The organism is Bacteroides gallinaceum (assembly GCF_030373775.1).
Lineage (GTDB): Bacteria > Bacteroidota > Bacteroidia > Bacteroidales > Bacteroidaceae > Phocaeicola > Phocaeicola excrementipullorum.
This window is the reverse complement of sequence record NZ_JAUDEN010000036.1, coordinates 1-24419: the sequence shown is the minus strand read 5'-3', so window position 1 is coordinate 24419 and position 24419 is coordinate 1. Positions and strand designations below refer to the sequence as shown.

Sequence of the window (24419 nt, the reverse complement as noted above, 5' to 3'; positions counted from 1 at the left end):
ACCACAGAGGGCACGGAGTGCCACAGGTTTTTATTTTTATCGCGGATTTTCGCAGATTATTCTTTAACTCCTCTAACTCCTTTAACTTCTTTAATAATGATTTGTTCCTAAGTCGGATTTCATTTGATTGATGGCTTTGGCAAGTTCGTTGTTCTATGTTCATACGAGAATGAGATCTTTGAGGATTGCTTGTCCGAATGGAGTGTTTTCTGTTTGCTTTCGGAAGCGTATCAAATCAACTTTACAGCCTAACAGGTTTTCAAGTTCTGTACGGATACGGGAGCGAAGCAAGATATTTGCTTCACCTTCATAAACGATGTCAATATCGCTGTCCTCAGTCTGTTCGTTTCGGGCTACAGAGCCAAATATGCCTAACATCTTTATTCCATATGCTATGGCTTTTGCTTTTTTATATTGTCGCAATAATGCCAGATATTCAGCTGTTGACTTCATGTTATAATCGTTTTTTTATATATTTCGGACTTGCTGTCGTTTTGTATATTTTCTTTAACTCCTTGTTACCACAGAGGGCACGGAGTATCACAGGGGTTTATTTTTTTACCGCAGATTTACGCGGATTATTCTCTAACTTCTCTAACTTCTCTAACTTCTCTAACTCCTCTAACTTCTCTAACTTCTCTAACTTCTCTAACTCCTCTAACTCCTCTAACTCCTCTAACTCCTCTAACTCCTCTAACTTCTCTAACTTCTCAACTCCTTTAACTCCAACTTTACTTCCCATACCCGTAGCCATATCCGTAGCCGTACTTCTTGCCATAGCCGTACTTGCCGTATTTGCCGTACTTGCCATAGCCGTAGTAGTAGCCGTTCTGGCGTTTGTCCATGTCTATGTCGTTGAGCAGGATGCACATGTTCGGGAGCTTCTTCTCGGCGCGGAGGGCGTTGACTACCTCGAAGTCTGCCTTCTGGGTATAGTCGGCGCGGCAGACGTAGATACTCATGTCCGCCTGGCGGGCGATGATCTGCGTATCCGTCACCATGCCGATGGGGGCGGTGTCGAGGATTACATAATCGAAGCGTTCGCGGAGCGTGTCGATGGCTTTCTTCAGCGCGTCGCGTTCCACCAGCTCGGTCGGATTGGGCGGCACCTGTCCGCCGGGGAGAATGTAGAGATTGGGCGAGATTTCCGACTGCTGCCAGAGGCTTTCCAGCGGCAGGGTCGGGTCGGCGAGGTACTGGGTGATGCCCCGTTCCTTGCGCGACAGCTTGAACACCTTGTTCAGTCCCGGCTTGCGGATGTCCAGTCCGACGATAATCACTTTTTTGCCCATGTAGGCGAGACTGACGGCGAGGTTGCCCGCATTGAAGCTCTTGCCTTCGCCCGAAGTGGTGGAAGTGAAAAGGATGACCTTTTCGCCCGGACGCAGCATATACTGCACGTTGGTGCGGACGGAACGGTAGATTTCTTCCATCAGCTCGTTCTTGTTCTCCCGGATCACGATGGGGTTTTCCTTGGAAAGGTCGGTATGGGGCACATCGCCGATTACCGGGATGCTGGTTATCTTCTCGATATCGGTCCGGGTTTCAATCCTGAACTTGAGGAGGTTGCGCAGGTAGAGGAATCCCACCGGAGCCGCAATGCCCAGTATCAGGGCAATCAGGTAGAACATTTTGCCGTTGGGCGACACCGGAGCGCTGCTTGCCATCGGCGTATTGATGATACGTCCGTTGTTGGCGGTAGCGGCAAGGGTGATGGCGTTTTCCTCACGTTTCTGCAGCAGCATCAGGTAGAGGTTCGCCTTGATTTCCTGCTGGCGCGCGATGCTCACCAGTTCGCGTTCCTGTTGGGGGGCGCTGCTGATGCGCGATTCGTAGCGTTCCGCCTGACGGTTGAGGTCAGACTGGGTGATGAGGAGCCCTTTCTTCACGCTCTCTACCGTGGTCTGCACATTGACGCGCATGGCGCGGATGCCGGCATCGAGTGTCTTCACCGCAGGGTTGTTTTCGGATGAGGTGCGGAGCAGGCGCTTGCGCTCGATCAGCATCTGGTTGTAGTTGTCGATGGCGCTGCTCAATCCCTCATCGCTTAATCCCACATTGGCGGGTATCACCTCCCATTCGTTTTCGGGGTTGTTGATGTATCCCTGCAGGAACTCGACCAGACGGAGCTGGGTGCTGTTTTCCGCACGCTTCTGCGTGTATTCTGAGTTTTCCTTCAAGGCGAGCTGGGCGTCGCTGGTCAAGTCGGTCAGCCCTGCCTGCTGCTTGTAGCTGGCAAGTTCGGCCTCAGTGGTTCCCAGTTCCTTGTTGATGATCTGGATGCGCTCGTCGATGAACTGGGCGGTTTTGCTTGCCACCTCGTTCTTGTCGTCGTTCGCGTCACTGTTGTAGATGGCTACGAGCGTGTTGATGAAGTCGGCTCCGCGTTCCGGGCTGGTCTCGTCAAGTCCCAGCGCGATGATGCTTGTGGTTTTGCTGGTCGGTTCAGCCGTCAGTCGGGCTTTATAGGCAGCGGCTACTGCCACGGGCGACTGGATGGTGGCTTCCACTGTGAACGGTTCGCTTGCCGGCGAAGCCTTTGCCAGCGAATCCTTCGGCAGTGTGTTGTCGTTCAGGGTGACGATGCCTACCGGGAGGTTGAACACGGCAGGCAGCTTGTCGAAGTGTTGAGCCAGTTCCTGTTCCTCTCCTTTGCGTTCTGCAACGAAAGTTGCCTTTACGTCGGCCGACCCGTCAGTCTGCCGGGTTATTTCCAGTCGCAGGGGGGCATAGAGTGCCTTCGCTTCCTGCGGAGTCATCCACACCGTTACCGGACTGTTCTTGTACGGTTCTGTCGGATAGCCGAAAGTGCGTTCCTGCGTGTAGTGGATATACAGGCTCTGCTTTTCGACCACCTTCTGCACCAGGTTGCGCGACTGGATGATCTCCACTTCGTTGTCGAATTTGCTTGCCATGGAAATCATGCCCAGCGACTGCATGTTCTCAAGCATGTCGCTTCCTCCGAAGCCGCCCTGTTTGGGGTCGCTCTCCTTGATAAGCACCGTGGCGTTGACATTATAGACAGGCGTCTGGAAGCGGAGGTATATGAAGCAGGCAACCAATGCCGCTGCGGCACATCCGGCAATCCAGGGCCAGTACATCAGGTATTCCATTATGATAGCCTTGTAGTCTATCGGCTTTTCTTCTTCGTTCTCGAATGGCTCGTTGTAGAGTTCTTCTTTCATATTTGCGGTTGTTTTTTCTGTGTGCGTCTTAATTGTTCATCAGGATGGTTGTCAGCAGTGTGGCTATTGAGATCAGGATGGATGTTCCGGAGAACCAGAAAGTCGTCTGGTTGCCGATATCCGAGTTCTTCGCTTTTTGCTTGTTCGGAGTGACGTATACAACGTCGTTCTGCTGGAGGTAGAAATAGGGCGAATAGATGATTTCGGCATCGTTCAGATTCAGTTCCACAATCTTGCGTTCGCCTTCACTGTCCTCGCGTATCAGTTTCACGTTGTCGCGGCGTCCCCACACCGTCATGTCGCCGGCAAGGGCAAGCGCCTCCATCAGGTTCACCTTTTCGTTGGAGATGGTGAAAGTTCCGGGGCGTGACACTTCGCCGAGCACGGAAATCTTGTAGTTCACCATGCGGACGGTCACCACGGGCACCTCCTTCAGGTAGGGCTGCAGCTTTTCGCGGATCATGCCTTCAACCTCGCTCTTGGTCATGTCGCCGATGTGAAGCTTGCCCAATACGGGGAAATCAATGTTGCCCTCGTTATCCACCAGATATTGCTGGAGAGCAGGCTGAGTGGTCGTATAGTTGTTCCCGTTGAGGCCGTAAGGGGTCTGTATGGTCAGGTTGAACGGCACAGCTGCCTGCGGATCCGTAGTATTTACCGTGATGGTGAGCAAGTCCTTCGGCATGATCTTCGCGTCATAAAGTGATTTGGGCAGTTGGGATAAGTCGACTGTTTCCGAGTTTTGGAGATACGGAACTTTTTTGTAGGAAGTGCATGCGCCCGTCAGCGCTGTGAGGACAATCATGCAGAGCAGTTTGAATACTTTCATGAATGCTTGTAGAGTTTTTGATTTGTGGCAGTTTTTTCTGCTGTTACAAATCGGTTACAAATTCTATCTTAATAAGTTGCGGTATAAGTAGGCTTCGCCGTTACCTGTCCCATTTGGGGCGGGTAAAATGGTTTATTGTTCCACACGGGTGCAAAAATAAGCCATTTTATCTATTGTTCAAAGTGATGGGGTATTTTTTTTTATTTTTCCCATCATTTAACTCAAAATAACCCGTTAAGTGATGTTGTTTTACCCGTTATGTTTGGGGGCCACCACAGAGGCCACAGAGTATCACGGGGTTATTTTTTACCGCAGATTGACGCAGATTATCCTCTAACTTCTCTAACTTCTCTAACTCCTCTAACTTCTCTAACTCCTCTAACTCCTTTAACTCCTTTAACTCCTTTAACTCCTTTAACTCCTTTAACTCCTCTAACTCCTCTAACTTCTTTCCTAACTCCTTCCCCAACTTCTTCCCCAATTCCTTGCATAATTCACAGAAAATCAGTATATTCATGGTGGATTAAACGGAAAATTCATGTGACTATGGAAAGAATCAGCTATTTGAAAAGAATGGCGGAAGAGCCGGACGAACGACCCTTCCGCATGAGAGTGTACAGAAAAAGTGAGCTTGCACAGCTTTACTTCCCGTACGCGGCGAAAAAACAGGCACTAAACAATCTCAACCGCTGGATCAGGCGCTGCGAGGCACTGCACGCTGCCCTGGCGGAAGCCGGGTATGTGAAAAACCGGTGGTTCTTCCTCCGCCCGGAGGTGGAACTGATTGTCAGATACCTGGGCGAGCCGTAACCTTGCGGCCCGCTCAGCCCCGTTTCCTGCGCCTCTTTGCCGGACCGATAAGCACGTGCTCTCCTTGCCGGAGCGTGTCGGTGTCGTCGGCCAGCCGGATAACCAGCGATTGCCTCGTGTGGATTGCCGTCCGTGCCAGCGCAAGGAGCCTTGTTATCCTGATCGACCGCTCCGATACTTCCATCATCCCGAGCGACAGCAGCGCCAGGGTCTTCACGCTGAAGTTGCGGGAAAGGTCGGTGAACGCATGGCTGGTCAGCCCCGTGATGATCGTCAGTTCGGTGATGGTGACGGACAGCCGCTTGAATGTGGAGCGGAAAAAGCTGCATACCAGGATGGCGTGTTCCATTTTTTCTTCTTCGGTCAGACTGACGCTTTTGTAGATGCCTTTTTTCATAAGTCTAAAGTTTAAATTACATTAAATTTCACTTTGGCGAAAAAAATCGCCTTTCTCCCGTTTCTCGAAGAAGCAAAATTCAAAGGGGTAGGGGTTTCTTTCTTTATTTTTTCTTTATTAATAAGGTGTGTTTGAGGTTTCGTGGTGTCGTTCGTGGTTCCCTCGTGCTCGTAACCTATTAATAAACAGTGATTTAAGTGTGACTTTCGTGGTGCCCTCCCTTGACGTCCTGAGGCGGTTGCAACAAAAACAGAACTTAACCTTCTGTAAAACAGAAATATAACCGCTCCCGAAAGAATTCTCTCTCCGAAAAGCTTAACATATTTAGTTTAAAGTTTTGATTAAATCAAATAAAAAATGCGGCATAGCCATCCATGGCTATATTTTTAATTTTATAATGCTGATATTTGTGCCGTGATTCGGAATGGAGTCGCATTTCTGATTTTAAAATTTTACTGACTATGAAACATTTGATGGCTGTTTTGGAAAATCCGAGAAGAGGGGGACAGATTGTGCTGCCTCGCAGGCTGCTGGAACTGATGTTCGACAGCACGCCTGTGAAAAACGACGCGCAGGCTTGCGTGATGATTCTGCTGCGCTGCTGCTACGACGACGAGGGCGGAGAAGGGGGACTGAAAATGGGAGAGATGTACGCCACGGTAAGCGGGCTTTCGGAAGAGCTGCACTGGTCGAAAAAGCGGACGCTGCGCCTGCTGGGGCAACTGAAGCGGGCGCTGCTCCTGAAGATGAGTTACCGCAACCGCGAATCGTCGCTGTTTACGTGGATGAACTATGAGGAAACGTGCCGGCTGCGGCGCAGGGAGATTTCGCCGAAGTCGGTGGGCGAGGCGCTCATGAGCGAGCGGGAGAAGGCGGACTTCGACGAGTTCTGGAGGCTTTACCACCAGCGTGCGCGACTGACACCGCACGACCGGTTTCTTGCCATGCATGCCTGGACCGCACTGACACCGGAGGAGCGTGTGCTGGCGGTGGAGCGGATGGAGGACTATTTCTATTCGCTGGCAAGCATGGAGCATGTGCGGACGGGACTGAATTACTTGAAGTACAGGAGCTTCATGAGGTAGGTTGTTGGTTTGCAGTTAAAGAAGGAGTTAGAGGAGTTAGAGGAGTTAGAGAAGTTAGAGAAGTTAGAGGAGTTAGAGGAGTTAGAGGATAATCTGCGTCAATCTGCGGTAAAAATAATTCTGTGCCCTCTGTGGTAAAAACAAAAAAGTTGACTTTAAATTTTGAAAAAATGATCTACAACGAAGAAATTGAAGAGGCTGTGCTGGGCGCGCTGCTCATTGACACGGCGGTTGCCGGAGAAGTCCTGGGAGGCTTGAATCCGGATATGTTTTACATCGAGAAGCACCGGCTGATTTATGAAGCCGTCGTGTCGGCATTCAACGCAAACAAACCCATCGACATTCTGGTAGTGACGGAAGAGCTCAGGCAACTGGGGACGCTCGAGCGGGCGGGAGGTCCGCTGGGAGTGGTCACCGTGACGCGGACGATGCTTTCGTCGGCGCACATCCAGCGCCACTGCCTGATTCTGTATGAGTATTACGTGCGCAGGGAGCTGTGGAAGATCCTTTCGGCCGAGATTGCCGGGTGCGAAGATATGACAGTCGACGTGCTGGAGCAGGTGATCCGCCTGCAGAAGGAGCTGGACTTGCTGCTCAACCGCTCGCCGCTGGAGAGTCACCTCAAGCGGGTGGACGAGGTGATGGAGCTGACGATGGAGCGCATACGCAGGCGTGTGTCGGGCAGCAGGCAGGGAGTGACCGGCATTCCGACGGGCATCCCGAAGCTGGATGAGATCACCGGAGGGTGGCAGCCGGGAAACCTGATTCTGACAGCCGCGCGTCCGGGCATGGGAAAAACGCAGCTTGACCTGCGCTTCGCTACGACGGCGGCGAAGGAGGGATACACTGTGCTGTTCTTCACGCTGGAGATGATGAACGTGGAGGTGGGCGAGCGGATGCTGCTCGTTGACAGCGGGATTGACTACAGGCCGGTGAAGCGCGGAATCGTTTCGGAGAGTGACATGGCTTGTCTGGACCTGGCGCTGAAGCGGGTGGGAGGCCTGCCGCTGTATATCGACGACACGCCGTACATCAGCATCGACCAGCTGTGCTGCATCGCGAAGGGGATGAAGGCGAAGCGGGGAGTGGATCTGGTGATTGTGGACTATCTTCAGCTGCTGGGGGTGGTTGCGAAGCACGGGAGGACGCGCGAGCAGGAGGTGTCGGAGTGTACCCGCAAGCTGAAGTCGCTGGCCCGTATGCTGGACTGCCCGGTAATCGTGTCGAGCCAGCTGAACCGTCAGGTCGAGTCGTCGTATGACCACCGTCCGGAGCTCCGGCACCTGCGCGAGAGCGGCGCGATCGAGCAGGATGCCGACCTGGTGCTGATGCTGTGGTGTCCGGATAACGGCGGCTCGCCGAGGCGTGAGCTGATCGTGGCGAAGAACAGGCACGGGGAAATCACGCAGGGAAAAGAAGGGATTGAGTTCGGGTGAGTGCCTTTTTACCGCAGATTTACGCGGATTATAATAAGAAACTGTTTTGAATTTCTCCAAAAAGTTTTTCTTGGCTTGATGTGTTCGTTTTCGTGTGTGCTTTGGACTATTTTTTGGTCTTTTCCGCTTCTGTTCTTCGTCAGATAGCCCGCTATCTTCCTCATCACACAAACGGAAATGCCTCAAGAACTCATCCCAAATCAGCACACGATAAATTCAAAACAGTTTCTTAAAGATTCTGATGCAAAATTAGCTTTATTGATACAGAATGCTTGTATCCGGATTACGGAGGGTTGTACCTCTTTTACGGAAAATAAAAAAAACGGGAGCTCCGTCTGATGGAGTCCCGTTTTTCCGCCGCCGCACAACGGCTGTCATCTCATTTGTATCCGGGTGATTTCACCGATATACATCTTGTATGATTTTGATGTGTCTATCGACTGGCTGAGCGTCTTTAGTTCATCGGCGCTCATGTCTTTCGACATGGATTTCTTGCACGTGATGATGACACTGGGCTGTGCAGCCCCCGGCATATAGAACGAAACCGTATAAGTGTCGGCATGTTCCGCCATTGCGCTTACGGCAATCCGGCTCTGGTCGATCAGCGTATAGGCCACATCCTTGTTGAAGAGTTTTCCGAAGCCTCCCCAGTTTTCGGCCTTGATTTCCACTTCCTCTTCGTTTGCAGTGAGCGTAATCTTGCCGTTTGCAGCTATCTCGTTCAAGTTGGCCGGAAGCTGTTCCAGCTTCACGTCTTTGAGTTCGCCCGTAATGCTTGGAGCGGCTGCCGGCTGTTGCATCGCAACCGCTGCCTGTGCAGCATTGGCCAGCGTATGTTCGCCGACGGCATCCGTTGCGCTCTTGAACAGGTCGTCTTTCAGGTCAATCGTTTCCCGTCTGAATTTTCCGCAGATGGGGGCGAGCTTGGTTTTCTTCTTGTTCAGCGCCATGTCGTCCGTAATCCATTCTTCTGCGCTGTATTTCTGTCCTCCGTCGCGGTTTTCGTCATACCAGTAACGGATGCGCGTCATGGTGAGTTTGCATGCGCCTTCATTCACGTTGATGAAAAACTGGTAATAGATGCGTGTCCGGTCGAGCGAAAGTGCGGATGATGAGAATATGATATACTCTTCAGCGGTAGCCGCGATATCTCCTTTTTCCTCGTTTGTATAGACCACCCGGCTTATCAGGTCGCCGTTCTGCTTGAAGCGGTTGTTTGCCCAGCTGAGCATGATGTCGAACAGTTTGGCTTTCGACAATGACGGAACGCTGATTTCTTTGGTGAAGCAGACTTTGCCTTCATCGTCTGTCGTAACAGCCCCGGCCAGGTATTTCGGGTCTGAGTTGTCTTTCTTGTCTTTGGCCGATCCCAGCAGCGGGAGCAGAGCCAGCAAGATGAATAGGTATTTTTTCATGGTTGCATAAATTTGTTTACAAACATAGTAAAAGAGATGGTATCAAAAAAAACAGATTAACGCAATTTAAAAATATCTGTTCCTGTTTACGTCAATCTGCTTTGAGTATAGTAGAGGGAAGGCGGTTTTTGTCCGCCGTTCCCCTTGCGTCCGTTCAACGGTTGTCCGGTGTCATTTTACGGGAATTTTGTCGATGCGTGCCTTATGCCGTCCTCCTTCGAAAGAAGTGCTGAAGAATTCGGTCATGATTTTGTCGGCCATATCCGTATCGATAAATCGTCCCGGCATAACCAATATGTTGGCGTCGTTGTGCAGGCGTGCCAGATGGGCTATCTCAGGAATCCAGCACAGAGCGGCGCGAATACCCTGGTGTTTGTTGAGGGTGATGCTGATTCCTTCGCCGCTTCCGCAGATGGCTATCCCGGGATAGCATTCGCCTTTTTCCACAGCCGCAGCCAGCGGATGCGCATAGTCGGGATAGTCGCAGCTGTCGGCAGTATACGTACCAAAGTCCTTGTATTCCCATCCTTTTGCTTCCAGCCATTTCTTTACATACTGCTTCAGTTCAAATCCCGCATGGTCGGAAGCCAGTCCTATCACTTTCATCAGAGCATTGACTTTACTTGGTTATATACATTCTCTGCCGTGAAGCCGAGCTTTTCGTCAAGCACCTTGTAGGGAGCGGAGAAACCGAATGATTCCAGTCCCCAGATTTTGCCGTTTGCTCCCACCAGTCCCAACAGATTGACGGGCAGGCCGGCGGTAAGTCCGAACACTTTGGCTCCTGTCGGGATGATGCTTTCCTGGTATTCCTTGCTTTGGCTGCGGAACAGTCCTTCAGACGGAACGGAAACAACGCGTGTCTTTATGCCGTCCTTGTGCAGAAGCTCTGCGCCGGCAACCAATGTGGAAACTTCGGATCCGGATGCAACCATAATCACGTCCGGGTTTTCGTCAGAGCCTGCAACGATGTATGCTCCCTTGGCAGCCTGGCTGTAGTCGGTTCCTTTCGGAAGCATGTTGATGTTCTGGCGTGAGAGAATCAGCGCTGTCGGGGTGTCTGTGTTCTCCATTGCCATTTTCCAGCATACGGTGGTTTCTTCAGCGTCGGCGGGACGGAGAACCAGCATGGAGTTCTTTCCGTGGTGGTTTTTCAGTTTTTCCATCAGGCGGATCTGAGCTTCCTGTTCAACCGGTTCGTGAGTCGGTCCGTCTTCACCCACGCGGAATGCGTCGTGTGTCCAGATGAACTTCACGGGCAGCTGCATCAGTGCAGCCATGCGGACTGCCGGTTTCATATAGTCGGAGAATACGAAGAATGTTCCGCAGGCAGCGATTACGCCTCCGTGGAGCGCCATTCCGATGCAGCAGCAGGCCATTGTCAGCTCGGCCACGCCGGCCTGGAAGAATGCGCCGCTGAAATCTCCGCGGACAAACGAGTGCGTCTGCTTCAGGAAGCCGTCGGTCTTGTCGGAATTGGAGAGGTCGGCCGATGCACAGATCATGTTGGGCACCTGCTGGGCCAATGCGCCCAACACCGTTGCCGAAGCGTTGCGTGTTGCATCGTTCGCCTTCTGCTGGATATGCTCCCAGTCAACTTTGGGTGCTGCTCCGCTGAACCACTCTTTCTGTTGTGCGGCTTTCTCCGGATTAGCTGCCGCCCATGCGTTTTCTTCCTCGTGGCGTGCTGCTACTGCGTTTTTCAGTTCCTCTGCGCGGTTTGCATACATTTCTTTCACGTCATCGAAAATCACGAACGGATCGTCCGGGTTTCCTCCCAGGTTGACGATCGTGTTTCTGTAAGCGTCGCCTCCCAGCGGAGCGCCGTGAGTCTTGCAGTTGTGTTCGTATGAAGTGTTGTCTGCCTTGCGTGCGCCCTTGCCCATGACGCAGTGTCCGATGATCAAGGTCGGACGCTTGTCTTCAGCTTTGGCGGCGGTGAGAGCCTTGCGGATTTCGTCGCAGTCGTTTCCGTCGATTTCGAGAACGTTCCATCCCCATGCACGGTATTTCATCGCCGTGTCTTCGGTTGTGACGGCGTTTGTTTCGGTTGAGAGCTGGATTTCGTTCGCGTCATAGAACATGATCAGGTTGTCCAGTCCGAGATGTCCGGCGATACGGCCGCTTCCCTGAGAGATTTCCTCCTGGATGCCGCCGTCAGAAATATATGCGTAGATTGTTTCTTTTGCGAAAGTCGGGTTTCCCGTGCGTGCTGCAAGGAATTTTGCGGCAATGGCTGCGCCAACGGCAAACACGTGTCCCTGTCCCAGCGGTCCGGATGTGTTTTCTATACCGCGTTCCACGTCAGCTTCGGGGTGTCCCGGAGTGGGAGAGCCCCATTGGCGCAACTGCTGCAGTTCGTCCAGCGTGAATTTCCCGATTAGTGCCAGTTGCGCGTACAGCATGGGCGCCATGTGTCCGGGGTCAAGGAAGAAACGGTCGCGGCCTTCCCATTTCGGGTTCTGGGGATCGTATTGCAAAAACTCGGAGTAGAGCACATTGATGAAGTCGGCTCCGCCCATTGCTCCTCCCGGATGGCCGGATTTTGCTTTTTCAACCATTGATGCGGCCAGAATGCGGATGTTGTTTGCCGCATGGTCCATTACTCGTTTGTTGTTCATGTTTGATAAGTTGGTTAAATAATTACACAATGGATACGAGATATCCTTCTTGTTAAATTTTAGTATTGGCAAAGATAATCCTTATGTAGAAATAAAGCAAAGGTGCTGTATGGTTTTTCTTGTTTTTCACAGATATTTCCGCCGTTTTCCTGTTTCTTTCCGGCAGAAGCATGGCTTTGGTCCGTCATTCGGCTTGGTTCGGGCGGAGATATTTCCCGCATCTGTCGCTGGAAAAGCGAAAAATGTCCCGGTCGGTTTTTTTCTCCATAAGCCGTGCTTGCCGGAAGCCTGCCCGAATCCTGTTCTATCCGGTTTGGTGATTGCCTTGGCGGAGATTCAAGGCAGGCTCTTGGCTTTGCACTTATCTTTTGCTTCTGACGGCTGCTTCTTCAATCGGCAGCCCCGCCTTGTAGTTCTCGATGTATGCGTTGAATCCTGCGACGTCTTCCGGAGTGGGGGCTATTTCCACACCGGTGTTGCCTGCAAATACGCATTCGTCCAGATAGTCGGCGAGATTCAGTTTCTTCGCGTTGTTGACGAGATAGGCAGCTAAAAGCGCGATTCCCCACGCGCCTCCTTCGCCGGCTGTTTCCATCACCGAAATCGGCGAATTGAGTGCTGCTGCCAGAATGCGCTGGGCCACTCCCTTGGTCTTGAACAATCCGCCGTGTCCCGTAATCCGGTCGACCTTGATTTTCTCTTCATTGAAGAGGATGTCGTTTCCGATTTTCAGAACGCCTACCGAAGCATAGAGGTTGGCCCGCATGAAGTTGGCGAGGTTGAACTTGTCGTTGGCCGAGCGCACGAACAGGGGCCTTCCTTCTGCAAGTCCCGTAACGGGTTCGCCGGATATGTAGTTGTAGGCAATCAGTCCTCCGCAGTCGGCATCGCCTTCGAGGGCATGGTTGTAGAGCTTGCCGAACACTTCGTTCATGTCAACCGGAACGCCCAGAAGCTCCTGGTATTCTTTGAACAGGCTGATCCACGCATTGAGGTCGGACGTACAGTTGTTGCAGTGTACCATTGCTACGGGACTTCCGTCGGGGGTAGTCACCATGTCAATCATTTCGTAAGGCTTCGAAAGGTCTTTTTCGAGCACAATCATTGAGAATGAGGAAGTTCCCGCCGAAACATTGCCTGTGCGCTGCTTTACGGCGTTGGTCGCTACCATTCCGGTTCCTGCGTCGCCTTCCGGCGGACAGAGCGGAACGCCCGGCTTCAGGTGTCCGGACACATCAAGCTTCTTCGCGCCTTCGGGGGTAAGGAAACCGGCATTTTCGCCGGCCAGAAGCACTTTGGGGAGGATGTCTGCCAGGTGCCACTTCAGTTTCTTGGGCGCGATCAGGTTTTCAAACTTGTCGACCATTTCTGCCGAATAGTTCTTTGTTGCCTGGTCGATGGGAAGCATTCCCGAGGCGTCGCCGATGCCGAGCACTCTTTCGCCGGTGAGCTGCCAGTGGGCATAGCCCGCAAGTGTGGTCAGATAAGTGATATCGTTGATGTGGGGTTCGTCGTTCAGAATGGCCTGATACAGATGGGAGATGCTCCATCTGAGCGGAATGTTGAAGACGAAGGCTTCGGAAAGAGCGGCTGCTGCCATTCCTGTATTGGTGTTTCTCCATGTGCGGAACGGCACGAGAATCTCATCGTTGGCATTGAAGGCCATATAGCCGTGCATCATGGCGCTGATGCCGATGGCTCCCAGCGTTTCTATTTCCGTTCCGTATTGTTTCTTTACGTTTGCACGGAGATCTGAATAACAGTCCTGGAGCCCGTTCCAGATCGCTTCGATGCTGTAAGTCCAGAGTCCGTCAACCAGCTGGTTCTCCCAAATGTGGCTTCCCTGTGCGATGGGTTTGTTTTCCGGATCGATCAGGACAGCCTTGATGCGGGTCGATCCGAACTCGATGCCCAGTATCGCTTTCCCGGACTCGATTATTGATTTTGTGTCTGATTTCATGATATTCAGTTTGAAGAATGAAAAATGAACACAGAAACCCGACGGTGCAGGGCCTCTTTTCCGCTCCCTTTGTCCTCGCGTTTCTGTGTTCCTGTATTTATCAGCAGAGAGCCTTGTTCAGCATATAGTAGACTTCGTTCATGCGAAGTTCTTTCTTGAATTCGCTGATGTTGGTGTCTTTATTGATATGCACCATTTCGATTCCTGCGATTTCAGCATAGTCTTCCCAGTATTCTGCAGTCAGGTCGTATGAGAAGCACGAATGGTGAGTTCCGCCTGCCAGGATCCATGCGCCTGCACCCACTTCGAAGTTCGGCTGCGGAATCCAGAGTGCAGAGGCAACGGGAAGTTTGGGCAGCGGTTTCGGCTCGATGCATTCCACGTCGTTGACAATCAGACGGAAGCGGTTGCCAAGATCGACAACGGTAGCTGTGCATCCCGCGCCGGTCTTTGACGTGAACACAAGGCGCGCTGTCTGGCTCTTGCGTACGCCGATGCCGAGGAAATGAACCTCCAGGCGCGGCTTCTTTGCGGCGATGAGCGGACATACTTCCAGCATGTGCGCCTGCAGGATGGCGCTTTTCTCTCCGTCGAAGTTCAGCGTATAATCTTCAAGGAACGAGCATCCGTTGGGAAGCCCCTGGTTCATCACCCATACGGTGCGGTAGAGCGCTGCCGATTTCCAGTCGCCTTCCGCTCCAAATCCATAGCCGTCAGCCATGAGGCGCTGGGAAGCAAGTCCCGGAATCTGGTCGAAGTGGCTTCCGTCTGTCTGGCCGAGGTCGTCAAAGTTGGTTGTAAATCCTTTCGCTCCCTTTGCTTTCAGTATGGCGCGCAGGGCGAGTTCGGCTTTGGCAGAGTTCCATACCTTCTGGTAAGCCTCGGTTGATTTGTCCTCGAGTGCGGCGTCATGGTCGTATTCGTTGAAGTAAGTCCGGACGAGCGCTTCTACTTCTTCATCCTTGATCTGGCTGTGATATTCCATCAGTTCGCTTACCGGGCAATAGTCTACATGGTATCCCATGCGCACTTCAGCCTCTACCTTGTCGCCGTCTGTTACAGCCACATTGTTCATCTGGTCGCCAAAACGGATGATCAGCATGTCTTGAGCGTCTGCCCACGCGGCGCACACGCGCATCCACACAGCAATCTTGCGTTGGGTTTCTTCGTCTTTCCAGTAGCCTACAACCACTTTGCGGCGGATACGCATCCGTGTGCAGATATGTCCGAACTCGCGGTCGCCGTGAGCCGACTGGTTAAGGTTCATGAAATCCATGTCCATCGTATCCCATGGAATCTCCTTGTTGAACTGGGTATGCAGGTGGAGCAGCGGCTTTTTCAGTTGCTGCAGGCCGTGTATCCACATTTTTGCGGGAGAGAACGTGTGCATCCATGTGATGATGCCGATGCACTTGTCATCGTTGTTGGCAGCCTTCATTACGGCTTCCACTTCTTTTGATGAGTTTGCTGTTCCTTTGTATACAACCTTTACAGGCAGTTTGCCGCTGTCGTTGAGTCCGGCTACCATTTCATTGCTGTGTGCGTCTACTGCGATGACTGCATCGCCTCCGTACAGAAGCTGAGCTCCTGTCACGAACCATACTTCATACTGGTCAAATGTATTCATAGTTTATTTGTTTTTGGTAAGTTATTTTTTCTGTCCGTAATAAGCGTTGGGACCATGCTTGCGGCTGAAATGCTTTTCAATCAGGAGCGGATTCATGGTCAGGTTCGGGTTGATGGCATAAGCGATGCTGGCCATTTTGGCTACCTGTTCCATGACCACTGCGTTATGCACGGCGTCGTGGGCATCCTTTCCCCATGCAAAGGGGCCGTGGTTCTTGACCAGCACTCCCGGTGTATGGACCGGATTCAAGCCCTCGAAACGCTTTACGATAACGTTGCCTGTTTCCAGCTCGTAGGCGCCTTTCACTTCCTCTTCGGTCATGTCGGCGGTGCATGGAATCGCTTCGTGGAAATAGTCGGCGTGCGTAGTGCCAATGTTCGGTATGTCGCATCCGGCTTGTGCCCATGCTGTAGCATAAGTTGAATGCGTGTGAACCACACCGCCGATTTCCGGAAACGCTTTGTAGAGTACGAGATGGGTCGGCGTGTCGCTTGAAGGACGGAGGTCGCCTTCCACCACTTTGCCGTCGAGGTCAACGACTACCATGTCATCGGCCTTCATTTCGTCGTAAGAAACTCCGCTCGGCTTGATCACCACCAGCCCGCTTTCACGGTCAATGCCCGAAACATTGCCCCAGGTGAAGATGACCAGTCCATGTTTCACCAGTTCAAGGTTTGCATGGAATACTTTTTCTTTTAAACTTTCTAGCATGATATTTAAAGTTTGAATTTAGGGTCTTTCTGATAAGCCTTGTCGTTGAATTTGTACAGATAGGCTCCTCTTTTTGATCCTGTTTTGTCTATTTTGTCTGTTTTCTCGATAAACCCCATGTCTGCAATCCGCTTCCTGAAGTTCCGTTTGTCCATCGGTTCGCCGTAGATTGCCTCGTAGAGGTTCTGCAGCTGGGTCAGCGTAAAGAGCTCGGGCAGCAGGTTGAATCCGATGGGTGCGCGCGACGCTTTCTGTTTCATCACGTTCCTTGCTTTTTCGACCATCTGGTTGTGGTCGAAGATCAGGTCGGGCAGCTCGTTGATATTCATCCAATGGGCGTTGTGAAGGCTTACAAGCTCACGGTCGTATTCGTTGATGTTGATCAGCGCATAGTATGCCAGCGAGATAACCCTTTCGCCCGGATCGCGGTGTATCTCACCGAAGGCTCCGATCTGTTCCATGTAGACATCCTTCAGTCCGGTCAGTTCAAACAGAACGCGTTTCGCCGCATCATCCGCACTTTCGTTTTCTTGGACAAACCCTCCCATCAGGGACCATTGTCCTTTGGCCGGCTCAAAGTTCCTTTGCAGGAGCAGCAGGCTCAGCTGGTTTTTCTCGAATCCGAAAATTATGCAGTCGATGCCAACATAAAATCTGGGGTTTTTGCTGTAATAATCCGTCATATCTTTAGTGTGTTGAAGAGTGATTGTTGGCATGTAAAGGGGTGCGCCCTTTATTTCTCCACGCCAAACTTGAATATGCAATGGCTGTGATAGGTTTCTCCCGGTTTCAGCAGCACAGAAGGCCATTGGGGCTTGTTGGGACTGTCGGGATAGTGCTGGGTTTCCAGGCATACGGATGCACGTTGCGGATAGACGATCCCTTTCTTTCCCTTGACGGTTCCGTCGAGGAAGTTGCCCGTGTATACCTGTATTCCCGGCTCGTCGGTGTAGACGGTGAGGCTGATTCCGGTGGCAGGGCTGGTCAGCTTGGCGGCAGGCTTGGTGATGTCGCCTTTTGTGGACAATACCCAGTTGTGGTCGAAGCCGTTTCCGAACTTCACTTGTTCGTTGTCGAATCCTGTTACTGACGGAGCGATGGGCTTCGGCGTGTTGAAGTCGAACGGAGTGCCTTTTACCGCCATCATCGTTCCGTTGGTCATAAATGTGCTGTCGACGGGAGTGATGCTGTCTGAAGCAATGTACAGGATGTTGTCGGTGGCGGGCTTCGACGGGTCACCGTTCAGGTTGAAATAAGAGTGGTTTGTCATGTTGATGACCGTGGTCTTGTCGGTAGTGGCGTCATAGCTGATGTCGACGGCATTGTCGGCGGTGAGCGAGTAGGTGACGTGTGCCGTTACGTTTCCCGGAAAGTTGTTGTCGCCATCGGCAGAGTTGATGGTCAGCACGATGGTGCTGTCGTTGCTTTGGCTGGCTTCGTACACTTGATACTGCCATCCCGTGGGACCTCCGTGCAGGCAGTGTCCGAAGTTGTTCGTCGGCAGTTGGATAAGCGTGCCGTCGATTGTTATCTGTCCCTTGTTGATGCGGTTGGCGTAGCGTCCGATGGATGCCCCGAAGTCGCTTGGAATGTTCTGGTAGTCTGCGATGCTGTCGAATCCCAGCACCACGTCGGTCATTGTGCCGTTCTTGTCGGGAACCATAATCGAAACGATGCGGCCTCCGAAATTGGTGACGCACACTTCCATGCCGTTATGGTTTTTCAGTGTATAGAGTCTGACAGGCTTTGTCCCGTCGACGGTTGTTTCAAACTTGGCGGGGTCCAGTCCTGAAAGGGTGAGCTCGGTTTTCTTTTCTTGCGTTCCGCAGCTTGCAAGGAGAGCCAGTGAGGCACCCATTGCAAAAATGTTTGTTTTGATGCTTTTCATGATTGAATGTTTTAGAATGGTGTAAAAGTAACACTTATATGGGAAAGTTGTTCAAGTAACCGCTATGTTATGCAACATATACTGCTTGTTTTTCTTGCATGTGCCTGCTCCGGCTGGCTGCCCGGGCAGGACGGAGAAACGCTTTATGGGGCGTTTGTTCTGCGTCAAAACAAAGAAGTGTGTAAGAACAAATTGCCGCATTCATTCTTGCACACCTCCTTGCGTATCGGATTTATGTTACCAGAAGTACCAGTAGAATGCCACGCAGCAGGCGATTACGCCCAGAGTTGCGATGACGTCCCATTTGTTCCAGCTCTCACGGATAGCCTTCTTGTAGTCGCTGGTGAAGGTGATGGCTTCTATCTGTTCTTTCGAAGGTGCAGGTGTGAAGCAGGATACGACAACCATCAGGATGATGATGAATACCAGCAGCCATACTTCGAAGACGAGCCAGTTGGTTTGCCAGAACCAGCGTGTGCATTCCCAGAATGCGCCGTCCATCATTTTTGTGCCGGATTCTGTGACGACATTGGTAAACAGGCGCACCATGCCTATCAGAAAGCCGCCGATCAGGCCCCATTCGCCGGCTTTCGGCGTTATCTTCTTCGAGAAGATGCCAAGAGCGAATACGGCAACCATGGCCGGAGCGATCAGTGACTGGATGTCCTGAAGATAAGAATACAGGTTGCCCATGTTCATCATGATCGGCATCCATGCCAGGCCGAGCAATACCACTATCACTGTAGCCAGACGTCCGATGAACACATAATGGCTTTCGCTTTTGCCTTTTCTCATCGGCTTGTAGAAGTCTTCTGTAAACAAGGTGGCGCAGCTGTTGAAGAAGGCGGCGAGCGAAGCCACCAGTGCGCATACGAAGCCGATGGTCACGATGCCTTTCACGCCGGCGGGGAGGATATTCTTCACCATCATGGCGAAGGCTCCGTCTGTATCGTGCGGGTCAGTGATGTCCATTACGATGCCGCTTCCTGCTTTCAGCGAGAGGGCGTAAGCAACCATTCCGGGAATCAGAAACATGAAAATAGGCAGCAACTTGAAGTATCCTGCTGCAATCGTGCCGCGGCGGGCGCGGGCCATTACGGCAGCGTTGCTTTCGCCCTTGGTCTGTCCGAGCACACGCTGTACGATGTGCTGGTCGGTACACCAGTACCAGAAGCCGATGATTGAGGCGCCGATAAACACCACATATCCGGGGAACTTCGGATACATCGGGTCGGCAGGATCTGTATGGAACATGTGTGTGGTTCCGAAACCGTCGTGTGCCGCGTTGCATGCAGCCATCATCTGCGACCATCCTTCAGCGATGCTGCCGTCGCCCAGCAGGTGCAGGCCGAGGAAGAGCACCAGAAACGAGCCGATAATCAGAATCGGAGTCTGGATGGCGGATAAGGTCATCACGCCCTTCATGCCTCCGAATACGGTAAACACCGCTGTGATTGCGATGAGTCCGATTGCGGCATACCAGAACGGGATGTTCAGCAGGTATTCAAAGAAAATGCCTCCGGTGAAAGCCGTTACGGATACTTTTGTCAGGACGTAGGCGATCAGCGTGATGATGGAAAGCCATGATCCGGTGCGTTTGGTGTAGCGGAACTTCAGAAAGTCGGGCATGGTGATGATTTTGCCCAGCTTGTTGTTGAGAAGCTGGTAGAACGGAACGAAAAGCCATCCCAAAATCAATATCATCCATCCCTGCATCTCCCAGTGCGCCATGCCTACACCGTCTTTTGCTCCGGTGCCTGCCAGACCTACCAGGTGCTCCGAACCGATGTTGGCCGCAAAGATGGCGGCGCCGATGACATACCAGGGTTCTCCCTTGCCGAAAAGGTAATCTTCGCTGTCTGCTCCTTGTTGCATGCGTTTGTCCTTTTGTACGGCGCGATAGACAGCCCATGCCACTAAGGCGACTCCGGCTACGATAATGGCCCAGTCGAGCCAAACGAATTGTTGTGAATTCCAGTCCATAATTTTTTATTGTTTATAAATTATACGTATTGATTTCTCAGGTTGATGAACGGTTGTCTTTCCGGTTTGAGGCTTATCGTTCTGATTACCGGGTGCAATATTACGAATAAGTGTAAAATTACACTAATTATGGCGCATGTTCTTGAACATGTTTTATGAAAAGTTTTGTCATTCTTCATCCTTATTTCCGGAAGTCGGGTATGGGGAGCGTGCAGGCAGCCGGATTTTGAGAGGATGAGAAGATGGTGCCGGCGGACTGGCTGCCTCTTTGGTGCAGGCTCGTGCCGTTTGCCGTTCACGCAGCAGTCATATACGCGGCAGCACTCGTCGCCCGTGTATTCACTTCTGCACTTTGGATTCCTGCAAAGCGTCATAGCGGCTGCCGATAACCGGAATGGCGGACACCGCGTCTTCCAGTTCTTTCATTTCGTTTGCGGTGAATGTGATGTCGCAGGCACGGAGGTTCTTTTCAAGATGCGACAGCTTTGTCGTGCCGGGGATGGGAACAATGAAAGGCTTTTTGTTCATCAGCCAGGCCAGGGCTGTCTGGGCGGGTGTGATTCCCCTTGTGCGGCCGAAAGCGTTAAGCGCTTCTACAATCCGGGTATTGGCGCGGATGGCATCAGGCTGGAAGCGTAGCAGGCTCTGGCGGTTGCCGTTGTACGCCGCGTTCGGCAGCAATGCCGGCCGGAATGTTTTGGAAGAAGATCGCTTGACTTTTGTGCAGAAATGATAAATTTGCGGGAAAAAGGAGGCAACGGACGGGGTTCCCACCGTGCCGTATTGTGCGGACAGGCTTTGTCTGTCGGCCAAACCCGCAGCACTTTATCCGGTGGTTTAAGCGGCTGGAAGGGTGTACGCCCAACAGATACCGGAAACTTCTGCCGGAGCGGCGAATCAGACGGCCTGTTTAAGAGCCTGTCGTTTAAATTTTGCTCTGCCAGAATTGTTTTCGGGGTGATAGCGGGCTGTCTGGCGAATGAAAGCGGGGAGACAGACCGGAAACAAACTCAAAAAGGGCGGATAAAAATACTTAACCGGAAAATTGAAACAGGCTCTAAGAAACTGTTTTGAATTTATCGTGTGCTGATTTGGGATGAGTTTTTGAGGCATTTCCGTTTGTGTGATGAGGAAGATAGCGGGCTATCTGACGAAGAACAGAAGCGGAAAAGACCAAAAAATAGCCCAAAGCACACACGAAAACGAACACATCAAGCCAAGAAAAACTTTTTGGAGAAATTCAAAACAGTTTCTAAGTAAATGGATTCTTTTATTCGTAGTATATAGAAACAACGAAAATCATATGAGAAGAATAGCATGGATGGTCAGCATGTTTCTGACCTTGGCGCTCAATGCGCAGACTGACTTGTCTTTCTCCTTGCCTCAGGGACATCCCCGTTACCTGACCACGCAAGAGGGAAAGAAAGAAACGGAGAAACTGATAGAGAAGGAAGAATGGGCGGAGCAGGTGTTTGTCCGTCTGAAAGAGCGTACCGACAAGTATGTTGACAAGGGCAGCGACTGGCTCTCGTCGCGCTTGCAGATGTACTGGAACACGCATGCCACGGATGTATATATAAGAGGGGAGTTCTATGACCATGCGGGAGGGGACAGGGCGCCTGTGCCGACGGTTGTCTTTACCGGCGCGCGCGGACACGGAACAAACTATCGCCGCCCGAAGCTTGAAGAGCTTGCGCCTTATCAGGAGGACGCCAGGGGAATGTATCTCGAAAACACATCTCTTAAAGCATACGAGTGGGTGAATATCGGCAAGACGGGAAGAATCATCGAGAGTATAAACAATGAAATCATCGGCATTGCCCGGGATGCGGCTTTCCTTTGGTGGATGACGGGAGAGAAAAAGTATGCCGAGGCTGCGGATGCGGTTTTTGACACGTATGCTTCGGGACTTTATTACAGAAACGTGCCGGTGGATCTGAACCACGGACATCAGCAGACGCTGGTGGGGATGACTTCGTTTGAGGTGATTCACGAGGATGCGCTCAACAATCTGGTTCCGCTTTATGATTTTCTGTATGATTACCTGGCAGAGAAACATCCGGAGAAAATGGACATTTATGCGTCTGCATTCAAGAAATGTGCCGACAACATCATAGCGAAAGGAGTTCCTCATAACAACTGGAACCTGTTGCAGGCGCATTATGTGATGAATATTGCGCTGATACTTGAGGATGATTCGGCTTATGCCGACAGAAAAGGCCGCCAGTATTACATTGACTACCTGCTTAACAAGTCGTCGATCCGCCAATGGTCGCTGAAAAAACTGGCGGACTACGGGTTCGATTCTTCCACAGGCATTTGGGCCGAATGTCCGGGCTACAGCAGCGTGGTAGTGGGCGATTATGCCAGCTTCGTGAATCTTTTCGACCGCAACCTGAAGATGGATCTCGCGGAAGAAATTCCCGTGCTTCCGAAAGCGGTTGAGGCGATGCCTCAGTATCTTTTCCCAAACCGGATGGTATGCGGGTTTGGTGACACGCACCCGGGACCTCTCCGTACGGATATATTCCGGCATATGATTGCCAATGCGCGCCAGCACGGAAAGAAGGAGGAAGAACGCAAGTTTACTGCCATGCTGAAACTTTTCGATCCTTCTGCGTCCGAACCGGCGGAAGTGCGGAAGAATATGCCTGTGGCGGTGACTTCTTTCTTCGCTGGAAAGCCGCTGGAAATTGACGGATCCGTTGAGGCGGGCAAGATTGACGATTATGTAACGCCTGCTTTTTATGCGCCTAACGTGAGCTGGCTGGTGCAGCGCAACGGAATGCATCCGCGCAACAGTCTGATGTTGTCGCTCAATGCAAGCGAGGGCAACCACATGCACGCCAACGGTATCAGCATGGAGCTTTATGGCAAGGGTTATGTGCTCGGTCCGGATGCCGGCATTGGCAAGACGCTGTATCAGGGACTTGATTATCTGGAGTATTATAGCCAGTTTCCTTCGCATAACACTGTTTGCGTTGACGGCGTTTCGTCATATCCGGTTATGAAAAGCTGCCATTCGTTCAAATTGCGCCGCATGTATCCTCAGCCGGGCGCAAAGGTGGATTATCAGCCGATATCCTATAGCGAGGTGTATTTCCGCGAACCTGAAACCTACGCCGACCAGACGCGGATGAATGGCATTGTCAATACGTCTGACTCGACGGGGTATTATATCGATGTGTTCCGAAGCCGTAAAGTGGAAGGAGGGGACCGGATGCATGATTATTTCTACCACAATCTGGGGCAGGTGATGACGCTGAATGCTGCCGACGGAAGCCCGCTCGATCTTCGGCCTACTGAAGAACTGGCTTTTGCAGGAGGGCATCTGTATGCCTATTCATACATTTATGATAAGAAAAGTGCAAAGACGGACAAAGACGTGAGGGCTGACTTTACCATCAATATGCCCGACAAAGATAATATCACGATGTCGATGTGGATGAAGGGAGAGAAAGATCGTGAGGTATTTGCTGCATTGAGCCCGATGACAGAAGGGCTCAGCCGGATCAAGGACATGCCGTACGTGCTGGCCGACCAGCCGACCCTTACTTTTGTTGCGCGCCAGAACGGTGAAGCCTGGAGTCGTCCGTTTGTAGCCGTTTATGAGCCTCACACGCAAAGTGCGCCATCGCGTATCAGGTCTGTGTCTTTCCCGGAAACGGGGAAAAAGGGAAAGGTAGCTGTGAAGGTGTGCCTTGTTGATGGAAGTACAGATTTGGTCTTGTCTTCGGACGACTCGCATGAAATTGTCGCTTCGGGAGATACGGAGGCCCGTTCTGTCTGTTCGCTGGTGCGTACGGATGAAGGCGGATCGCTTCGGCTTTGTTTTATGGGAGGGGGAACCCTGCTGCGCTCGGGCGCCTTCAGTGTAAAGGCTGAAACACCTTCCGATGTCGTTCTTCAGAAGAAGGGAAACCGTTGGATGTATGCGTCTTCATCAGACATATCTGTCGTTTTGGATGGACGTGCGTATAAATTGGCGGCTTCTAAAGAATTTAGGGCTGTAGATTGACGGGATTAAAACGGGCTCTGCATCGCTCTATATATTATATGTAGGGACTGGAATTGCATAATATTTTGTTTTTGGATGCCTGGTTGTTTTAACAGTTTGTATTACAATGCGTTTTATGTTGCACAGCATCTTTTTTTTGAAAAAAGTCTTTCAAATGTTTGCAGATGTCAAAAAGACCGTCTATCTTTGCACTCGCTTTCGAAAAGGAAGAGCGGTTAATGAATGACTGAAAAGTATGTGGCGATGTTTTTTCTGAGTTTTTTTGAAAAAAAACGAGAAAAAATTTGGAGGATTGAAAATGTTGCCGTACATTTGTAGTCGCTATCTCTTCCTAAAGAGAGCTGGAAGAGATCATTGAAATTGTGAGGACAGACAACAAGGATAGTGCGGTTCCGCAGTTTTGCTTCGGCATTCGGCGGTACCGCGGACGAGCGAGGGAATAACAAATCAATAG

General features: G+C 51.5%; 20 protein-coding genes and 1 pseudogene. 4 read left to right on the top strand and 17 right to left on the bottom strand.

The window, feature by feature from the left end; genetic code table 11:
• Window positions 1-159: 159 nt before the first annotated feature.
• The 5 genes from QUW60_RS13850 to QUW60_RS13830 all read right to left on the bottom strand — a co-directional run bounded on the left by QUW60_RS13850 (window position 160) and on the right by QUW60_RS13830 (window position 4531).
• Window positions 160-453 carry a nucleotidyltransferase family protein gene (locus tag QUW60_RS13850; protein WP_258339028.1) on the bottom strand — a complete coding sequence of 98 codons (294 nt, stop codon included), beginning with the start codon at window positions 451-453 and terminating at the stop codon, window positions 160-162.
• 97 nt (window positions 454-550) lie between these two features.
• A complete protein-coding gene (locus tag QUW60_RS13845) occupies window positions 551-742 on the bottom strand; it encodes a hypothetical protein (RefSeq protein ID WP_289561189.1) in 192 nt (63 codons plus the stop codon).
• Window positions 732-3185 carry a GumC family protein gene (locus QUW60_RS13840; protein WP_289561188.1) on the bottom strand — a complete coding sequence of 818 codons (2454 nt, stop codon included), beginning with the start codon at window positions 3183-3185 and terminating at the stop codon, window positions 732-734. Before QUW60_RS13840 ends, QUW60_RS13845 begins: the two co-directional genes overlap by 11 nt.
• A 28-nt stretch (window positions 3186-3213) precedes the next feature.
• Entirely contained in the window at window positions 3214-4014 is an 801-nt protein-coding gene (locus tag QUW60_RS13835) for a polysaccharide biosynthesis/export family protein (RefSeq protein WP_289561186.1), read from the bottom strand.
• 256 nt (window positions 4015-4270) lie between these two features.
• A complete protein-coding gene (locus QUW60_RS13830; RefSeq protein ID WP_289561184.1) occupies window positions 4271-4531 on the bottom strand; it encodes a hypothetical protein in 261 nt (86 codons plus the stop codon).
• 29 nt (window positions 4532-4560) lie between these two features.
• Here QUW60_RS13830 and QUW60_RS13825 point away from each other — a divergent pair, with 29 nt between their 5' ends.
• Complete coding sequence (locus QUW60_RS13825; RefSeq protein WP_434736872.1) at window positions 4561-4824, top strand: DUF4248 domain-containing protein; 264 nt, start codon at window positions 4561-4563, stop codon at window positions 4822-4824.
• A 13-nt stretch (window positions 4825-4837) separates the two neighbouring features.
• On the opposite strand, the gene QUW60_RS13820 is transcribed toward QUW60_RS13825, so the two are convergent.
• On the bottom strand, window positions 4838-5221 hold the full coding sequence (locus QUW60_RS13820; protein WP_289561182.1) for a hypothetical protein: 384 nt from the start codon (window positions 5219-5221) through the stop codon (window positions 4838-4840).
• A gap of 461 nt (window positions 5222-5682) precedes the next feature.
• Here QUW60_RS13820 and QUW60_RS13815 point away from each other — a divergent pair, with 461 nt between their 5' ends.
• Together QUW60_RS13815 and QUW60_RS13810 are read left to right on the top strand one after the other, a co-directional pair.
• The gene (locus QUW60_RS13815) at window positions 5683-6306 is read left to right on the top strand and encodes an LvrA C-terminal domain-related protein (protein WP_258339023.1); all 624 of its coding nucleotides are present in this window, start codon (window positions 5683-5685) and stop codon (window positions 6304-6306) included.
• 170 nt (window positions 6307-6476) lie between these two features.
• On the top strand, window positions 6477-7742 hold the full coding sequence (locus QUW60_RS13810; RefSeq protein WP_289561179.1) for a replicative DNA helicase: 1266 nt from the start codon (window positions 6477-6479) through the stop codon (window positions 7740-7742).
• A gap of 374 nt (window positions 7743-8116) precedes the next feature.
• Here the strand turns inward: QUW60_RS13810 and QUW60_RS13805 are convergent, their stop codons facing one another.
• The 10 genes and pseudogenes from QUW60_RS13805 to QUW60_RS13760 all read right to left on the bottom strand — a co-directional run.
• The gene (locus QUW60_RS13805; RefSeq protein WP_258339021.1) at window positions 8117-9157 is read right to left on the bottom strand and encodes a DUF4468 domain-containing protein; all 1041 of its coding nucleotides are present in this window, start codon (window positions 9155-9157) and stop codon (window positions 8117-8119) included.
• A gap of 171 nt (window positions 9158-9328) precedes the next feature.
• On the bottom strand, window positions 9329-9763 hold the full coding sequence (rpiB, locus tag QUW60_RS13800; protein ID WP_258339020.1) for a ribose 5-phosphate isomerase B: 435 nt from the start codon (window positions 9761-9763) through the stop codon (window positions 9329-9331).
• Window positions 9763-11778 (bottom strand): transketolase family protein, encoded by a 2016-nt coding sequence (locus tag QUW60_RS13795; RefSeq protein ID WP_289561177.1) that lies wholly within the window; start codon window positions 11776-11778, stop codon window positions 9763-9765. Before QUW60_RS13795 ends, rpiB begins: the two co-directional genes overlap by 1 nt.
• Window positions 11779-12139: 361 nt before the next feature.
• Window positions 12140-13738 (bottom strand): xylulokinase, encoded by a 1599-nt coding sequence (locus tag QUW60_RS13790; RefSeq protein WP_289561175.1) that lies wholly within the window; start codon window positions 13736-13738, stop codon window positions 12140-12142.
• 100 nt (window positions 13739-13838) lie between these two features.
• Window positions 13839-15365 (bottom strand): L-arabinose isomerase, encoded by a 1527-nt coding sequence (gene araA, locus QUW60_RS13785; protein ID WP_258339017.1) that lies wholly within the window; start codon window positions 15363-15365, stop codon window positions 13839-13841.
• 21 nt (window positions 15366-15386) lie between these two features.
• On the bottom strand, window positions 15387-16076 hold the full coding sequence (locus tag QUW60_RS13780; protein ID WP_258339016.1) for an L-ribulose-5-phosphate 4-epimerase: 690 nt from the start codon (window positions 16074-16076) through the stop codon (window positions 15387-15389).
• Between the two features lie 5 nt (window positions 16077-16081).
• Window positions 16082-16759: an NUDIX hydrolase gene (locus tag QUW60_RS13775; protein WP_258339015.1), complete on the bottom strand. Its 678-nt coding sequence runs from the start codon at window positions 16757-16759 to the stop codon at window positions 16082-16084.
• 50 nt (window positions 16760-16809) lie between these two features.
• Window positions 16810-17964, bottom strand: coding sequence for an aldose epimerase family protein (locus tag QUW60_RS13770; RefSeq protein ID WP_289561171.1), 1155 nt, complete (start codon window positions 17962-17964; stop codon window positions 16810-16812).
• A gap of 237 nt (window positions 17965-18201) precedes the next feature.
• Window positions 18202-19947 carry a sodium:solute symporter gene (locus QUW60_RS13765; RefSeq protein ID WP_289561169.1) on the bottom strand — a complete coding sequence of 582 codons (1746 nt, stop codon included), beginning with the start codon at window positions 19945-19947 and terminating at the stop codon, window positions 18202-18204.
• Between the two features lie 339 nt (window positions 19948-20286).
• Window positions 20287-20613: pseudogene (locus QUW60_RS13760) on the bottom strand (aldo/keto reductase); the annotation flags it as partial.
• Between the two features lie 637 nt (window positions 20614-21250).
• Here QUW60_RS13760 and QUW60_RS13755 point away from each other — a divergent pair.
• Window positions 21251-23965 carry a heparinase II/III family protein gene (locus QUW60_RS13755; RefSeq protein WP_289561168.1) on the top strand — a complete coding sequence of 905 codons (2715 nt, stop codon included), beginning with the start codon at window positions 21251-21253 and terminating at the stop codon, window positions 23963-23965.
• 215 nt (window positions 23966-24180) lie between these two features.
• Here QUW60_RS13755 and QUW60_RS13750 read toward each other — a convergent pair.
• The coding region (locus tag QUW60_RS13750) for a hypothetical protein (RefSeq protein WP_289561167.1) at window positions 24181-24419 on the bottom strand (239 nt) is incomplete at its 5' end.

Coding starts and splice junctions, on each gene's coding strand:
- QUW60_RS13835 (WP_289561186.1), bottom strand. CDS start 4,014: ATGAAAGTATTCAAACTGCTCTGCATGATTGTCCTCACAGCGCTGACG.
- QUW60_RS13790 (WP_289561175.1), bottom strand. CDS start 13,738: ATGAAATCAGACACAAAATCAATAATCGAGTCCGGGAAAGCGATACTG.
- QUW60_RS13820 (WP_289561182.1), bottom strand. CDS start 5,221: ATGAAAAAAGGCATCTACAAAAGCGTCAGTCTGACCGAAGAAGAAAAA.
- QUW60_RS13775 (WP_258339015.1), bottom strand. CDS start 16,759: ATGACGGATTATTACAGCAAAAACCCCAGATTTTATGTTGGCATCGAC.
- QUW60_RS13795 (WP_289561177.1), bottom strand. CDS start 11,778: ATGAACAACAAACGAGTAATGGACCATGCGGCAAACAACATCCGCATT.
- QUW60_RS13780 (WP_258339016.1), bottom strand. CDS start 16,076: ATGCTAGAAAGTTTAAAAGAAAAAGTATTCCATGCAAACCTTGAACTG.
- QUW60_RS13845 (WP_289561189.1), bottom strand. CDS start 742: ATGGGAAGTAAAGTTGGAGTTAAAGGAGTTGAGAAGTTAGAGAAGTTA.
- rpiB (WP_258339020.1), bottom strand. CDS start 9,763: ATGAAAGTGATAGGACTGGCTTCCGACCATGCGGGATTTGAACTGAAG.
- QUW60_RS13770 (WP_289561171.1), bottom strand. CDS start 17,964: ATGAAAAGCATCAAAACAAACATTTTTGCAATGGGTGCCTCACTGGCT.
- QUW60_RS13830 (WP_289561184.1), bottom strand. CDS start 4,531: ATGAATATACTGATTTTCTGTGAATTATGCAAGGAATTGGGGAAGAAG.
- QUW60_RS13825 (WP_434736872.1), top strand. CDS start 4,561: ATGGAAAGAATCAGCTATTTGAAAAGAATGGCGGAAGAGCCGGACGAA.
- QUW60_RS13810 (WP_289561179.1), top strand. CDS start 6,477: ATGATCTACAACGAAGAAATTGAAGAGGCTGTGCTGGGCGCGCTGCTC.
- QUW60_RS13840 (WP_289561188.1), bottom strand. CDS start 3,185: ATGAAAGAAGAACTCTACAACGAGCCATTCGAGAACGAAGAAGAAAAG.
- araA (WP_258339017.1), bottom strand. CDS start 15,365: ATGAATACATTTGACCAGTATGAAGTATGGTTCGTGACAGGAGCTCAG.
- QUW60_RS13765 (WP_289561169.1), bottom strand. CDS start 19,947: ATGGACTGGAATTCACAACAATTCGTTTGGCTCGACTGGGCCATTATC.
- QUW60_RS13815 (WP_258339023.1), top strand. CDS start 5,683: ATGAAACATTTGATGGCTGTTTTGGAAAATCCGAGAAGAGGGGGACAG.
- QUW60_RS13850 (WP_258339028.1), bottom strand. CDS start 453: ATGAAGTCAACAGCTGAATATCTGGCATTATTGCGACAATATAAAAAA.
- QUW60_RS13755 (WP_289561168.1), top strand. CDS start 21,251: ATGAGAAGAATAGCATGGATGGTCAGCATGTTTCTGACCTTGGCGCTC.
- QUW60_RS13805 (WP_258339021.1), bottom strand. CDS start 9,157: ATGAAAAAATACCTATTCATCTTGCTGGCTCTGCTCCCGCTGCTGGGA.